Raw genomic sequence first — 14,514 nt, 5'->3', positions numbered from 1 at the left:
CGTTGAGGCGACAACTAGCTTGAAAATTTCCGTACCGACGGGTCGACCTTCTATCACGACGCGCAGAAGGACTTCGACCATCGATGCGAATGGCCGGAGCCGCCCGCCTTATCCTGCCGGCTCACATCCCAGGCGAAAGGGCAACCCTACACCGTCGTGCAGGACGTGATCGCCGAGAAGGGTTCGGCCTGCGTGCTGGTTCGCACGACCCTGCAGGGGGACCAGGATTTCCTTAACAAACTGCACGTCTATGCCTTGTTGACGCCTCACATGGCGGGATACGGCGCTGGCAACACCGCGCATCGCGTCAGCACCGCAAATGGCGATCGCCTGGTCGCGACGCGTGACCATTACTGGCTCGCGCTGGGCGCCGACTGCGGCTTCGGCACGACGGGTTGCGGCTTCGTGGGAGTGAACGATGGCTGGACCGACATCATCGCAAACAAGCGCTTGCCGGCCTGGAACTACGACGCAGCAAAGGACGGATACGTCGCCGTGACGGCAGAGATCAACCGCGCAGGGCAGAATCAATTCGTTCTGGCACTGGCGTTTTGCGTCGACGAACCGACTCCGATTACGCAGAGCACGCCCAACAAGGCGCTGACCGCCGTATCCGAGGCGCTGGCCTACCCCTTCGACGGACCCGCCGACCCATACAGCCACAAGCAAGCGTTCATCCAGGGCTGGAACGACGCTGTTCGCGACCCGTTCGAGCCCAAGGCGAACATTACGGGCGATGGCAATACGCTTTTCAACATGAGCCGCAACGTGTTGCTCGCGCATGAGGACAAGACGGCCGACGGCGCACTGGTGGCTTCATTGAGCATCCCGTGGGGACAGACGATGCGGGACCTCGCTGCCGGCTACCACATGGTCTGGCCGCGTGACATGTGCCAAAGCGCACTCGCGCTGCTGGCCGCGGGCGCGCAGGATGCGCCCCTACGCGGGCTGATGTTTCTCGCTGCGTCGCAATTGGCGGATGGTAGCTTTCCGCAAAAGTTTTTCATTGACGGCGAGCCTTGGCGGGACAATGCCTCGCAGCTCGACGAATATTCCTTTCCAATCATTCTGGCCTATCACTTGAGCGAAGCCGGTCTGCTGCGTCAGTTCGATCCCACCGGCATGGTGCTGGCCGCAGCAGGCGCATTGATCAAAAACGGCCCCATGACTCAGCAGGAACGATGGGAAGAACTCGAAGGATACTCCCCTTCGACACTGGCATCGAACATCGCGGCGCTAGTCTGTGCGGCTACTAAATGGGCGGACGCCAGCACCGCCCAGTTCCTGCTCGAATACGCGGATTTTCTGGAATCGCATCTAGAGACATGGTGCGTCGCTGCGGAAGGCTCACCGGTTCCGGGCGTGACGCAGCACTACATTCGAATCTTGCCGACGCACGTCAATGGCGTCTTCAATTTTCCAGAAAATCCAGATACCGCCCAAGTAACCGTCTGGAAGAAAGACTACAACGCAAACACCATCGTGGACGCGGGTTTTCTCGAACTGGTGCGCTATGGCATTCGCGCCGCGAACGATCCGATCATCGTCAACTCGGTCAAGGTAGTCGATGCAGTAATCAGAAAAATTCTGCCGCAGGGGCCTGCCTTTTACCGATACAACCACGACGGTTATGGTCAAGGCAATCTCGGCGAGGACTGGTACGACGGCGCTACCTTCGGCGTTGGTCGACCGTGGCCGCTGCTCACTGGCGAACGCGGTCATTACGAATTGGCCGCTGGTGGCGACGCCACATCCTACATCCGCGCTCTCGAGGCGTTCGCCGGAACGCGCGGTCTGCTTCCCGAGCAAGTGTGGGATCTGCCCGATCTGGCAGACCCGCCCTTCGTCACTGGCGGGCCGACTGGCTCTGCCATGCCGCTCGCGTGGGCCCACGCCGAATACATCAAGCTCGTTCGCTCCGCTTCGGACGGTCAGGTCTTTAACCACCTGAAAGTCGTCGCCGATCGTTATCAGTCTCAGCCCGGCCAGGCGCCGCGCGCTCGCAGCAATATCGAAATCTGGAACTTCAACCGCCCGCTGCCGTCGATTCCGGCCGCCACGACAATTCGGATCCCTTTGGCTGCGCCTTTCCGCCTGCGCTGGACGATCGACGACTGGGCCACGTCGGAGGACAGCGAAGCCACCGCAACGGCGCTCGGCATCTACTACGTCGATCTGGTCACGCAAGCAGCCCAGGCCGGTTCATCGCTTGCATTCACCTTTTTCTGGACCTCGAGTCAGACGTGGCAAGGGCAGAATTTTTCCGTCGCCCTCCAATCCTAAGCGATGCGTCGCCAACGGCGGACAATTGCTTCTGTCATGGTGAAACACACGACTTCATCTGGCTTGCGATGGGCGCCGCGTCGCTCAAGGTGATGTTTTTCAGGTTCAAAGCTTTCCGCTTGCTCGCTTCACACGCTTTTGTCAGCGATACATCGCCTCGTACGGAGGATAGTGGAGCACCCCGTGGGGCCCGGCGGGGAGGTTACGAAAGTGCGATCATTTTGCGGCTTCGAACAGGGCGACGAGATGCGCCTGCATCGATTCCCGGCATCCTGGGAAGCCGTCCATGAACTCCATGACGCTGGAGAACCGCACGTAGGTACGCGGGTCATCGAACTGTTTGATATTCCCTTTGACGAGCAGCGGGCCCCAAGAGGGCTCGGTGGTGTCGAGGCCCAGATAGAACGCGCCGATGTGGTCTCCGTCCAGGAGCACAGCGCTCATTCGCCGAGTAACTTTGCCGGACATACTCCGCCGCGCATCCGGTCGCCCATAGCCCACCGAACGACTGACGCGTGGAACGGGTGAACGACGCGGTGACGCTCAGGCGCGCAATCAATTAGGCCAGCGCGGTCCAAATGCTCACGTTACCGGGAGCGGATCCAAAAATTCCCCGTCGGCTCAGCAATGGCCAATTGTGCGCGGTTATTCCTGATCGCAATGCACCTTGAAGTGCGTTAGCACGGCGGCCCCAAACGCATTGCTTATCGCAACATCGGCGGCGTCCCGACCGTATGCCATCAAAACGCGCCCGATGCGCGGTGCGTTGTTACGCGGATCGAAGGTTTGCCAGCTACCCCCTACGTAGGCCTCAAACCACGCCGCGAAATCCATCGGCGCAGCGACGGGGGGCAAACCGACATCGCTGATATAACCGGTGCAGTAGCGAGCCGGAATATTCATGGCGCGGCATAGCGTGATGCCCAGATGGGCGAAGTCCCGGCAGACGCCCCTTCGTTCGCGGTAAACGTCCGCTGCGGTTTTGGTCGGCCGCGCGTGCAGGTAATCAAATGCGATATGCCGGTGCACGAAGTCGCAGATTGCGAGAACAGTCTCGCGGCCCGGCGCGCACTGTCCAAAAACCTTCCACGCGACGTCGACCATCAAATCGGTTTCACAATAGCGGCTACCCAATAGGAAAACGAGCGTATCGTCGGGCAACTGCTCGACTGGATGGCCCCAACCGTCTTTCGGACGCGTTTCCATCGCATTTGGCACATTCAGAAGCGCGGTCGTGCTCAAGCCAACACGCCCGGCGGGCGCGACTATCCGCGTGCACAGGTTGCCGAACAAGTCGCGGTACTGCCTCGTCGCCACCGGCGGATCGGTAACGAGCAGATCTGCCTCGACAATATCCTTTGCATGCGAAAAGTGCGTGTTCAGCATCAGCATCATCGGCGTCGGTTGTGAGCACTCGTACGACAGTTCGTATCCGACGCGAAGCTTCATATATTTATCCTGTTCGTCTGATCCCGGAGGTTGGGGCTGACAACTCAAAGGCGTGCGGCCCGAGACAGCCACAACAGATGATCCCACGACGCCGGGCGTCACGCTCGCATTCAAAAACAATCGCCGCTACCTGGCCTGAGCGGCCCTATGGTCTGTTGAAATGAAATGAACGCCGTCTCCCGGTGAGAGATTGGGCCTGACGCCAATGCTCTCAACGGCGACGACCGTCGTGCGTGCGACGTCGAACGCAGCTAGTGACCGTACTCGGCGGGACGAGTGAGTGTGTCGAGGCGGCGAAACAGGAATGGAATCAGCCAGTCGGGCCAAGCAGCAGGTCGATTGCGGCTTGACCGGCGACTTCCCCAACCAGGTAGGCCCATCGTTCAGTAAAAGGGCCGTTGCGCAGCGCGATCCGGCCCCCCCGCGCGCCGAGCACTTCGAGGTTGGTACCGCCTTTGATCTGGACAGTCACGTTGAACGTGTCCTCCGCAGCCGGAGTCAACTCGACGTGAATCTCGAAGCCACGATAGGTGATCATTCGTTGCATGAAAGGCTCCATGTCGTTATCGGAGACTAACACGCGAACGTTGCATGGTTCATACGGCTACAGGCGCTGAACCCGTACGAGGTCGGTAACCGGCGTCGTAATTCTGCTTGCAGAGGCGTTCGGACGGCAATTACCTATTGGTCGAACTGCGCCCCGAGTACTGATGGTCCTGACAGACGTGCCAAGCGTCGGGAAGGGACCGGGTGCCGCGAGATGCGTTCTTTCCGGCTGACACGAGATGGTCATACGCGGTGGCGCGCAGCCGTTAGCACTCAACGTAAGAGAGACCTGTGGTCCGCACCGGTCTCACGGTTCCGATCCTATAAATCCAGCCAATTCCTCGCGTTTTCCCAGGGGGAATGCTTCCTTAATGTGATCGAGAAAGGCGGAAACGCGAGGGCTTAGCAAGCGCCGCGAAGGATAAAGCGCCCATAGTGCGATGTCAGGGCCATCCAGATCACCCCAATGCGTGAGCCTGCCGGCTGCGATGTCATGGCTCACAAGCGACAGCGGCAGGCTCGCGGCACCCACGCCGAGACGGACCGTATCGCGGACCATGATCAACGACGACAGGTAAGCAACCGGCTTGATCGATATGCGCGATTTTCCCTTCAGGCCTGTGACATCCCACGAAGCAATCCGATCATGCCCTCCGCGAAGGACAGCCGGAACACTCGACCCGTCCGCCGGTCGCGCCAAGCCCGGGTTAGCCACGACGACCAGTCCGGAAACAGATCGACAAGGTCTCGCTGTGCAAGCAGAATCTGTCCCGATCGACATGACCTGGGCGATTCCTGCGCCCGCTACGCAAGCGTTGAGCATCGTGCCAACATCCGACACAAGCAGCCGACCGGAAACCGGAATGCTGACGACTTCCTTGCCTCGATGGAACTCCCATTCGAAAGGGCGCCCCAATAATGGATTGTAGAAAAGTATGCGTTCGCAATTGACGACGTCGCCCGGACATTCTGGCCTGTGCTGGCGCTTGGCAACACCTCGGCGTTCACCCTAGCCCTACTTTCATTGGGGAGGACCGTCCTGTCAATCCTGATCTATCATCAGGGCTGTCCGCCGGCGAGCGGACCGCTCCCCTGACTTCGCTCGAACTTCATGCCTGTCTGCTGCACATCGTGGGGCCGGGAACCTTGTTCATGCGCTTCCCAGACTTTGCGAGTACCGCGTCCGACGAGCACATGGTTTGCCGTGTCCCTTGACCGAGAGGGCGAGTCAGCGCTTCGACTTGCCGTTCAAAGGGGAAAAACCGAATGAAGAATCTCCTTGCGAACGATGGCTGGCGGGGGATGCACGCAACCAGAACGACCAACGGGATCGTTCAATCGCGCTCCGTTGCCGCGATCCTGTTCGCCGGCGCTATCAGCATAGCGATCGCGACCTGGGTATGCTTTCGCCTGGGAGCCGGCGTCGCGGTAGTTGGGTTCGTCTACCTGATCGAGGTCTTGCTGGTGTCACTGATGGGCAGCCTCGTTTCATCGGTAGCTATCTCGGTGATCGCTGTTGGTTGCCTCAACTTTTTCTTTACACAGCCACTATTTACCTTCCGGGTAGATGCCCAGCAGGACATCGTAGTGTTGACCGCCTTTTTTGTGACATCGTTCGTCGTCACCTTTCTCGTGCATAGGACTCGCCAACTGGCAGCGGTCCATCGTGAGCAGGCACAGCTTCTCGACCTTACCCACGACAGCGTGGTAGCTCTCGATATGAACGATGTAATTACCTACTGGAACAGCGGCGCGGAAGCGCTTTATGGGTGGAAGAAACACGAGGCGCTCGGCCACGTTGCCGACCGTCTGCTTCACACGCGTTTTCCTGCAGCACTCGAGGACATCAAAAAAACTTTGATTGAAACGGGCCGTTGGGAAGGCGAGATCGTCAATACCCGGCGCGACGGGTCGGAAGCCGCAGTGGCCAGCCGTTGGGCCCTGGTGCGAGACGAACAGGGGCGACCGATCGCGACCCTCGAAACGGGCACCGACATCACCGAGCGCAAGCGGGTCGAAGAGGCGCTGCAACAGGTGTCTCGTTTGACGTCGATCGGCGAATTGGGCGCGTCGGTGGCCCACGAAATCGCCCAGCCTCTCGCAGCGGTCGCCACCCATGGTGCCGCGTGCCTGCGATGGATTGACCGGGACGTACCCGACCTTGAAAAAGTGCGAGCCTCCGTGCAACGCATACTTACTGATGTACAACGCGCGACCGAGATCGTCAGGCGCGTCCGCATGCTCGCCAAGCGGATTGCCCCTGAGATGACGCGACTGGAAATCAACGAGCTGATCAGTGACGTCATGGTACTGCTCCAGCGCGAGGTCTTGAAGTACAACATCACGTTGCGGACGATGCTTGTTCCGGGACTGCCGGCGGTGCTTGGCGATCGGATCCAACTGGCACAAGTCATCACGAATCTGATTACAAACGGTATCCAGGCAATGAGCACGATCGAAGACCGGCCGCGCGAACTGACGATCAAGTCGTGGCGCAGCGACGACGGCTATGTGATCGTCTCGGTGCAAGATTCCGGGACAGGAATTGACCTGCGGCACGCCGATCGGCTATTCGAACCGTTCTTCACTACGAAGCCCGAAGGTATGGGTGTGGGGCTTTCTATTTGCCGTTCGATTATCGATGCCCATGGTGGGCGGGTTTGGGCAGAGAACAATGCCGGATACGGCGCGACTTTTCAGTTCACTATTCCCGTGATCGGCGATAGCGGATCGGGGGAATAAAGCGACCTGCTGCCGCCGCACGCTGCCCGATCGGCAACCGACCGCTATGGCCGATGATGGGTCCAACCAAATGTTGGACGAAACGTCCCTTAACTGAGCGAAGCGGATCTTCGAATGTCCGCCCGGATCGCTGAGCGAACGACAGTTGATGGGCCGAAAGCCGCCCCAAAAGAAATATCGGCAAGTCAACCCTTCTTTCGTCTTTCGATTTCTTGTTTCACACGTTCGATTTCAAGCCGTTTAGCTTCCTTTGTTCCCCATCGTGGCGCTCTGTTCTGGGTGGCTTCGGCGGCTGCACGAATGCGTGCTTTGGCAGCAAGTTGATTGGCTCTGCGTTCGTCCAGCTCCCTCATTTGGGCCGCTTGCCGTTCGGCGAAGCGTTCAGCCGCGATGGGTGTGGTTCGTTCAGGTAGTCCAGCAAGGACCACAAGCTTGTCGATATTGTCCCAGGTGCTGATCCAGCCGTCGTTGTAGGCAAACTCGCTAATCAACGGGAGGTTGAGTGCCGTGTAGATCGGGACCCAGTTTTCTTCTTCGCCCTGGCGGCGACGCACAGCGAGTTTGGGATTGAACTGGTACCGCCCGGTGGATACGCGCAGGAACAGGGATCTATTGTAGGCATAGTCTCTGTCGATTTCGTTCCTCGCCAGCACGCCAGAAAGATGCTGGCGCTTGTTGCGCTCAGGCCGCGCGATGTTAGCGGGTAAGTGTTGCCAGGCATCGAGGATGATTTGGGTCTGGAACGCGCTGTCTGTATTGCCTCGTATCTTGCTGAATCGTGCCTTGAACAATACCCACAGGGTCTGGAACAGAAAGTATTCAGACAGATGCCGGTCGATGCGGACCAAACGATCGCCCGCTCTGACATCAATGCAGGGCGGAGCCAGGCATTCATAGATTGCCGCCAGCGGGCCAGCAGCAAACTTTGCATCGCCAAATGCCTGACGCAAAGCCCAGTGCAGGGCATTGTGACCATAGTGATCGACGGCATCGCGGTCGGCACCGCGCTCCAGCAGGGCTTCCACCAGCGCCACATTTCCTGCAGCAGCTGCGGCCATCAGCGGCGTCTGGTTCATTGGCAGACGATGATCGACGCCATGCTGGTCACACTGCCTGAGGATGTCCTTGAAGCGGTTGGCGAAGAAAGGGACGTAGCTCTTGCGGGCGAAAACCGCGCGCTGCTGATCAAAGGTTCGTGCCTGCTCGAATTTCGCCTCGACTGCCAGCCACTCGGCGAGCTGCGGTTCATCGAAGCAGGTGGCATAGTCAAAGAGTTGCTGCTTGCCCTTGTTGCCCGGAGACTGCTCGCGGAAGACCTTGATCAGCAGTTCCCTGACCTTGGCCTCATCGAACACCGGCCACGGCACCGGGACCTGCTTCAAGATGGTGCGGCGGATGGCCTCCGCCTGCTCCTGCTTGCCCTGCAGTTCAAGTTTGCGTGCTTCCTTCTGCCAGTCTTCGAGCGTGGATTGCCGGGCCTCGATCCTGGTCTGGCCGACGATCAGATCCAGCAACCCGAACAGATCATGCCCTGTGTCCGACTCGATCATGTAGATGTTCTTGATGGCGCGGGTCAGCGCTACATACAGGGCATTGACGAAGAATTTATAGACTTCGAGCGACTTGTCACTCTTGTCTTTAGCGCGTTTGTAATCCAGTGTCTCGACCGCCAGATCGGTCTTGGCGATGCCCTCGACAATGTCGTTGAACTCGCCCCGGTGATCCGAGATGAAACGGTAGAGCACGATGTTCTCGTATTCGAGACCCTTGGCTTCGTGGATCGAGAACAACAGCGGCGTGGCAAAGTGCTTGCGGGCGTCGGCCTTGTCCTCATCGCGCATTACCAGGACGGCGAACTGGGCGGATTGGCGAATCTTCTGGTCCAGTTCGCGCTTGGTGGCGTCCTTGTCGGGTATCAGCGTAACCTGGCCGGTCTCGCCGCCGACGGCCTGGACCAGGAAGTTGCTCTCCCGGTCGATGGAGCCGAAGCGCCGCTGCTTGATCTTGAGCAACTGATTGGCGACGCGAGTGGCCTCCAGGCCGTTGCGAAAGTTGGCCATTAGCACGCGTAATTCCTGCCGCTCGGCCAGTTTCGGGTCCTTCCAGAACAGGCTCTTGACTTGGCTCCAGGAAAAGAAATTGGGATGGACAATCTGGTTGGAATCCCCGCAGAGCATGAAATGGCCAGGCTTCTTGATGGTTTTCAGCACGAGCGCGAGTTGCACGGTGGTGATGTCCTGCACCTCGTCAATAACCACGAAGTCGTAGCGCGGCGCAGCCAGCGCTTGCCAGTCCTGGGCGACCAGATTCAGGTCGTAGAGCTTTGCCTCGACCAGCCAGGCGCGATACTTCTCAAACAGATTGTAGAGTTGGTCGCGCCGTTCTACGGGAAAGATCGATTGACGCACCCCCAGTGCTTGATACTCGTCGCGCGACAGGACACCGCCCGACCCGGCGGCAATCACGCCGCGAATCTCCTCGAAAGCCTGGTGGGCATCGACATCCTTGAAGTTCTGCCGTATACGCGAGTACCAGCCCGCAAAGTCGCGCCAGCTAGCCTCGCGTCCTGCCGGAACGCGGATCGACTCGACAAACTCCCGGTAGGACAGAAATACGGCATCCTGAGCGCCATGCTCGAAACCGTTGGCGTAATAAAGGTCGCGGGCGCTCTGCGCCAGGAAGGCGGAGTGAGTGACGTAGAGGACCTCACCTTCGGCATGCTTGAGCTTTTCAAGCGTCAGTGCGGTCTTGCCGCTGCCAGCACTGCCGACGACAACCAAGGGAGGTGGCTGTCGGTAAATGGTCTCCTGCGTGTCATCAAACGAGATCGGTTTGTCGAGCAGGTGAATGCCGGTACGCTCGGGATGAAGGTAGCGTAGAGCTTGCGCCTCCCTGATGGCGTCATCAGCGCTGATGTCGGGAATTTTGCTCTCGTCAATCGCCGCGCCGCGCAGGAAACGTGACTTATCGTAGGCGTGATTGGCGATCACTTCCAGCATCAGTGCGCAGACTTCATCCCCGTGGCCCACCAGCGAGAACAACAGCCGGTCGGCGTCATCCAGCTTCGCCCGGTAGAACTTGCCGTGGCTCAGATTGGCGAGCTTCTTGACTTGGGCAGCCCGGAAGTCGTGGCGGGCGATGGCCGCGGACACCTTGTCGTAGCTGGCCTTGACGCGTGAAGTGTCGAGGCCTGTGTATTCGAGAATCTTCATGAGGCGATGAGGACAAGTGCACGAACAAGAATTCTCTCATGGCCGCCTGGCCTGCCAACCTCTATAGCAAGTTTTCCGGTCATTCATGGTGGCGAATCGAGCCGAAATCGAGGCGGGCAACCTAGCGCTAAGCCGAAGCCAGAGAAGAAGCATCCAGAATTTCGCGGGAAAAATGATCGCGGAACACAGCGACTTGTATCAATCAGCCGTCGAATTGACGCAGAGGCTGATGCTCTACCCCGAAAATAGTAGGAAGAGCGAGGCGTTTCGGAACGAAGGGGATGACAACCTCGCCAGGTTGAATGCGGCCGATGAGTACGCGTTCGACGGAGACTACATTCGCGGATGGCGCGATGCGCCGGCGCCTTGACCGCGGGGTGCGCGAGATACGTGGTGCTGGGGGCCAATGACATCTGATAGTCCGGCCTGCAGGATTTTGTGATCGCGGGTGTTGATTTCAAGGGGGAGGCTGCGTCGAATGCCGATAGTCGAAAACTCGCATCTGCAAACGGCGAAACCTGTCATTCGCGGCTGCCGAGGTGCGAATGTCCGGAAAGCAATCTGTAACTGCCTCAGAAACGCAAGCGCGTGTCAGCGCCTTCTATCGGTTGAATGAGACAGCACACGCGGAGCGGCGATACGTTACGTGCCTACGCCTGCCGCGCTGTCGGCGCCGCCGTCCGGCAGCTGTATGTAGTCGTCCTGCGAAAGGTCCCTTATTCAGGCTCCGTCGTTGGCTCCGTACGCTCCGACACATCATTCCCCTTCGCGTGCATGCACTCCAGGTACGCGAGATCGTATCTTTGCTGCACGTTCAGTTGTGCCCGCGGCACGTGGGCGTCGCTCGCGGCGCGCGTGTCGACACCGCTCGCCAGTTGCTCCCTCGCATACTGTTTGCACTGCGCATCGTCCCGCAGAAAAACGGTGAATGGCTTGTCGCGCCCCGGCTTCACGGCTACCGCCGGCCCTATGGGCTGCGACACGCATCCGGCGGCAACCGAGCAGGCCGTCACGGCGATCTTGATTCGACAAAGAATACTCACGGCGTCCGTCCCTATCCGAGGCTATCAAGACTACGCCAAGCTCGATACGCCGAGGCTGTTGGCTTACGCACCGCTGCAATGCAAGGTTGCGACGCAAACATCCCCGTCGGCGGCTGCGAACTCGGGTGCGTTATCTGGCGACTACCGCTTTGGTGGCAGCTATGCGTCGCCGCAGTCGCCGTCGCCCGTATGATCCCCGGGTTATCCGCAGCAGAAAAACGACGGGTTAACGGCGAGCGGCCCAATGTCTTAAGGGCGACGCAAATCCCGCGCGGCGTTACGATATCTGCGTTCAACCGACAGCCGATTCCTTCCGCCCGACCGCCGCCCCATGGAACTGAAGCAGATCCAGTATTTCATCGCTCTCTTCGAGGAGGGCACCGTGACCCGCGCGGCCAAGCGGCTGAACATCGCGCAGCCCGCGCTCAGCATGCAGATTTCGAAGCTCGAAGCCGAAGTGCGGCAGACACTTTTCGCGCGCGGCCCGCATGGCATGGCTCCGACCGAAGCGGCGCGGCTCATGTACCGCCTCTACACGCCGATCATGCGCGACATCAAACATGCCCGCGAGCATCTGAGCCGGCGCGATGTCATCGTGACGGGACGCGTGTCGCTCGGGATGGTGTCGTCGGAGGCGCAAAGCGTGCTGCCCGAATCGCTCGCACGGTTCGACGCCCTTTTTCCGCAAGTCGAAGTGTCCGTCGCGGACGGCTTCAGCGCGCAACTCATCGACGCCGTCGAAGCGGGCCGACTCGATGCCGCGATCATCAACAAGCCGCGCGGGCGGCTCACGCTCGACGTGGAGCCGCTGCTGGTGGAAGAAATGGTGCTGGTGACGAGCGCGGCGCACGGGCCGGATCTGCCGGAGACGATGCATCTGGTCACGCAGTCCGGTATCGAATTTGTGCTCCCCACGCGCCGCAACGGACTGCGCGGCGCGCTCGACGCCGCCTTGATGGCCGCCGACGTCGTCATTCAGCCGAAGTTCGAGATCGATCTGCTCAGCACCATCGTGCAGTTCGTCGAGCAGAGCAGCATCGCGACGATCCTGCCGCGCGTCGTGGTGCAGGCGAAGGTGGACGAAGGCCTGCTGCGGGCGCGCACGATCGACTCGCCGCCGATCGTGCGTCACATCATTCAGGTCACTCACCCGAAGCGGCCGATCGGGCCGGCCGCGCAGGCGCTCATTGCGATCATCACCGAGGAGATCCGGCGCGTGACCACTGGCGCGCGGGCTTAGTGAAAACTCAACCGCCGCTCGGGCTCATCGGCTCACGCGCGCTGCGCGACGCATCGCTGCGCGTGCCGAACAGCGTGTCGCAGATCGGGAACGTGAGGTTGAAGTTCTGCGTCGCCATAAGTTCGGGATCGTGATGCGTGACGTGCAGGCGCCGGACTGTGTTGATGAGCGGCACGCGGTCGAGAAACGGGCTGTCCGTCACATGCGAAAGCGTGTGCAGCCCTTCGTACATCAGATAGTACGCGGCCATGCAGCACATAGCGGTGCGCGGCCCATTCCGCCCAGTTGCCGAACAGAAAGAGCGGCACGACCGCGAGCCATTCCGCGAACGTCGGCGCATGAAGCTGCGCGGCGCAATAGACGATCACCGCCGTCGTGAAAATGAGCGTGAAACCGAGATGCATCTCTCCGCGATACCACCACGGCGTCGCCTGCACATATTCGTCGCGAAACTTGTAGGATCGCGCGCGAATGTCGTCGTCATACTTCATGATGAGCGTCTCCTTTTTCTATCGGACGATGCGCGGGCGCGCTCTTCGGCGCGCCCGCCGATGCTTGCATGCTTCAGGACGGATTGCGCGCCGCCCCGTTTTCGAGCTTGCCGAGCGTCTCGGGCACGACGAACGCGCCGATCAGGAAGATCACGCTGATCGCGCCGACGAAGATCGCGAGCGTCGACGGCAACTGGCTCGCATCCTTCGCGACGAGCGAGACGAAGGTCGGCATCATCCCGCCGATCGCGAAGCCGATATTCCATGAAAGACCCGTCCCGGTCGCGCGGATCGCAGTCGGAAAGCGCTCGTTCAGGAAGATCAGGATCGGCGCATAGCCCGCGCTGCCGAGCGCGGAGAGCAGCACCGCGTACACGCCGATCATCGTGATGTTCTGCGCGGTCGGCAGCAGCACGAAGAGCGCAGGCAGCGCGACCAGCCGGATGAGGCCGAGCCACACGAACGCGCTCTTGCGCCCGATGAACGTGCTCAGATGCCCCGCCGCAACGGAGGCGACGACCACCGCCACGCCCGCTGCAGATCATCAGGATCGCGGCGGCCGCGCCGTTCGGCACGTGGCTCACGACCTTGAGGAAGGTCGGCAGATAGCCCGACGTGAGGTAATAGCCGCTGCCGCCACCGATGGTCAGCAGCAGGTTCACGAACAGCACCTTGCGATAGTCCCGCGAGAACAGCGTGCGAACCGGCGAGCGCACCACTTCCGCCTGCCCGCTCTTGACCTGCGCGGCGGCCTTGGCGGCCTTCTCGGCGGCGAGCTTCTTCCAGAGCGGCGATTCTTCCAGGCTATTGAATACGAAGAGGCCGAGCAGCGAACTCAGGATGCCGGTAAAGAACATGCAGCGCCAGCCCCAGACGTCGAAGAGATCGCCGGGAAAAAGCGACGACATCGCGAGATACGTGAGCGACGCGAGCAGTGCGCCAAGGCCCGCGCCACCGCCGCCGATCAGCCCCGAAACCGCGCCGCGATACTTCGGCGCGACGGATTCCGTGCCGATGGTATGCGTCGAAGCCACCACGCCGCCGACAAACACGCCCTGCACGAGGCGCAGCAGCATAAACAGGACCGGCGCGACGAGGCCCACCTGCGCGACCGTCGGCAGCATGCCGAAGGCCGCCGTCGAGAGGCCAACGCCAACGACCGCGACGATCATCGCCCCCTTGCGGCCATGACGGTCCGCGTAGGAGCCGAAAAGCGCGGAACCGAGCGGGCGCATCAGCAGCGTCACCGCGAACGACGCATAGACCGCCGCGAGCGAGAGCATCGCGTGCTCGGATGGGAAGAACAGACGCCCGACCACCGGCGCCACGTACAACAACACGAACAGGTCGAACAGATCGAGCGCCCAACCCATGCACGAGGCCACGACTGCGCCCATGACCTGGCGCTGATTGACGTGAAGCGCGGCGGCACCTTCTTGCGCTACTACGGACATTTGCATCTCCTTGTATGTCACTGGGCCGTCTTTCGATCGCCCCCGTGTCGCAGG

The 14,514-nt window shown here is 60.5% G+C and carries 10 protein-coding genes and 3 pseudogenes; 5 read left to right on the top strand and 8 right to left on the bottom strand.

What is annotated here, in order from left to right; translation table 11 throughout:
* Positions 1-45 precede the first annotated feature (45 nt).
* A pseudogene (locus OKW30_RS00245) lies at positions 46-678 on the top strand (glycoside hydrolase family 15 protein); the annotation flags it as partial.
* A gap of 78 nt (positions 679-756) precedes the next feature.
* Positions 757-2,283, top strand: coding sequence for a glycoside hydrolase family 15 protein (locus tag OKW30_RS00240; RefSeq protein WP_429346084.1), 1,527 nt, complete (start codon positions 757-759; stop codon positions 2,281-2,283).
* Positions 2,284-2,499: 216 nt separating this feature from the next.
* Here the strand turns inward: OKW30_RS00240 and OKW30_RS00235 are convergent, their stop codons facing one another.
* The 4 genes and pseudogenes from OKW30_RS00235 to OKW30_RS00220 all read right to left on the bottom strand — a co-directional run.
* A complete protein-coding gene (locus tag OKW30_RS00235; RefSeq protein WP_429345675.1) occupies positions 2,500-2,727 on the bottom strand; it encodes a hypothetical protein in 228 nt (75 codons plus the stop codon).
* Between the two features lie 201 nt (positions 2,728-2,928).
* The gene (locus OKW30_RS00230; RefSeq protein ID WP_184072247.1) at positions 2,929-3,732 is read right to left on the bottom strand and encodes a transglutaminase-like domain-containing protein; all 804 of its coding nucleotides are present in this window, start codon (positions 3,730-3,732) and stop codon (positions 2,929-2,931) included.
* Positions 3,733-4,042: 310 nt separating this feature from the next.
* Positions 4,043-4,279 (bottom strand): hypothetical protein, encoded by a 237-nt coding sequence (locus tag OKW30_RS00225; RefSeq protein WP_184072245.1) that lies wholly within the window; start codon positions 4,277-4,279, stop codon positions 4,043-4,045.
* 306 nt (positions 4,280-4,585) lie between these two features.
* Positions 4,586-5,002: pseudogene (locus OKW30_RS00220) on the bottom strand (LysR substrate-binding domain-containing protein); the annotation flags it as partial.
* Between the two features lie 542 nt (positions 5,003-5,544).
* On the opposite strand from OKW30_RS00220, the gene OKW30_RS00215 reads away from it, so the two are divergent.
* Positions 5,545-7,020: an ATP-binding protein gene (locus tag OKW30_RS00215; RefSeq protein ID WP_429345674.1), complete on the top strand. Its 1,476-nt coding sequence runs from the start codon at positions 5,545-5,547 to the stop codon at positions 7,018-7,020.
* A gap of 185 nt (positions 7,021-7,205) precedes the next feature.
* Here the strand turns inward: OKW30_RS00215 and OKW30_RS00210 are convergent, their stop codons facing one another.
* Positions 7,206-10,232: an ankyrin repeat domain-containing protein gene (locus tag OKW30_RS00210; RefSeq protein WP_429345673.1), complete on the bottom strand. Its 3,027-nt coding sequence runs from the start codon at positions 10,230-10,232 to the stop codon at positions 7,206-7,208.
* An 85-nt stretch (positions 10,233-10,317) separates the two neighbouring features.
* Here OKW30_RS00210 and OKW30_RS00205 point away from each other — a divergent pair, with 85 nt between their 5' ends.
* Positions 10,318-10,602, top strand: coding sequence for a DUF4142 domain-containing protein (locus tag OKW30_RS00205; protein WP_260336617.1), 285 nt, complete (start codon positions 10,318-10,320; stop codon positions 10,600-10,602).
* A 346-nt stretch (positions 10,603-10,948) separates the two neighbouring features.
* Here OKW30_RS00205 and OKW30_RS00200 read toward each other — a convergent pair whose 3' ends face one another.
* Entirely contained in the window at positions 10,949-11,275 is a 327-nt protein-coding gene (locus OKW30_RS00200; protein WP_187631267.1) for a hypothetical protein, read from the bottom strand.
* A gap of 331 nt (positions 11,276-11,606) precedes the next feature.
* Here OKW30_RS00200 and OKW30_RS00195 point away from each other — a divergent pair, with 331 nt between their 5' ends.
* The gene (locus OKW30_RS00195) at positions 11,607-12,515 is read left to right on the top strand and encodes a LysR family transcriptional regulator (RefSeq protein ID WP_090807413.1); all 909 of its coding nucleotides are present in this window, start codon (positions 11,607-11,609) and stop codon (positions 12,513-12,515) included.
* Positions 12,516-12,522: 7 nt separating this feature from the next.
* Here OKW30_RS00195 and OKW30_RS00190 read toward each other — a convergent pair whose 3' ends face one another.
* Entirely contained in the window at positions 12,523-12,765 is a 243-nt protein-coding gene (locus OKW30_RS00190; protein WP_244145037.1) for a hypothetical protein, read from the bottom strand.
* Between the two features lie 314 nt (positions 12,766-13,079).
* Positions 13,080-14,460 (bottom strand): annotated as a pseudogene (locus OKW30_RS00185) (MFS transporter).
* Positions 14,461-14,514: the final 54 nt, after the last annotated feature.

The sequence above is a fragment of the Paraburkholderia sp. Clong3 genome, from assembly GCF_050436485.1.
GTDB classification, from domain to species: Bacteria; Pseudomonadota; Gammaproteobacteria; order Burkholderiales; family Burkholderiaceae; genus Paraburkholderia; species Paraburkholderia tuberum.
Note: the sequence above shows the minus strand (reverse complement) of the source record. Positions and strands in the feature narration are given on the sequence as shown.

What these genes read in the sequence shown, in the direction of transcription:
- OKW30_RS00240 (WP_429346084.1), top strand. Translation starts at nt 757, where the DNA reads ATGAGCCGCAACGTGTTGCTCGCGCATGAGGACAAGACGGCCGACGGC.
- OKW30_RS00235 (WP_429345675.1), bottom strand. Translation starts at nt 2,727, where the DNA reads ATGAGCGCTGTGCTCCTGGACGGAGACCACATCGGCGCGTTCTATCTG.
- OKW30_RS00230 (WP_184072247.1), bottom strand. Translation starts at nt 3,732, where the DNA reads ATGAAGCTTCGCGTCGGATACGAACTGTCGTACGAGTGCTCACAACCG.
- OKW30_RS00225 (WP_184072245.1), bottom strand. Translation starts at nt 4,279, where the DNA reads ATGCAACGAATGATCACCTATCGTGGCTTCGAGATTCACGTCGAGTTG.
- OKW30_RS00215 (WP_429345674.1), top strand. Translation starts at nt 5,545, where the DNA reads ATGAAGAATCTCCTTGCGAACGATGGCTGGCGGGGGATGCACGCAACC.
- OKW30_RS00210 (WP_429345673.1), bottom strand. Translation starts at nt 10,232, where the DNA reads ATGAAGATTCTCGAATACACAGGCCTCGACACTTCACGCGTCAAGGCC.
- OKW30_RS00205 (WP_260336617.1), top strand. Translation starts at nt 10,318, where the DNA reads ATGGTGGCGAATCGAGCCGAAATCGAGGCGGGCAACCTAGCGCTAAGC.
- OKW30_RS00195 (WP_090807413.1), top strand. Translation starts at nt 11,607, where the DNA reads ATGGAACTGAAGCAGATCCAGTATTTCATCGCTCTCTTCGAGGAGGGC.
- OKW30_RS00190 (WP_244145037.1), bottom strand. Translation starts at nt 12,765, where the DNA reads ATGGCCGCGTACTATCTGATGTACGAAGGGCTGCACACGCTTTCGCAT.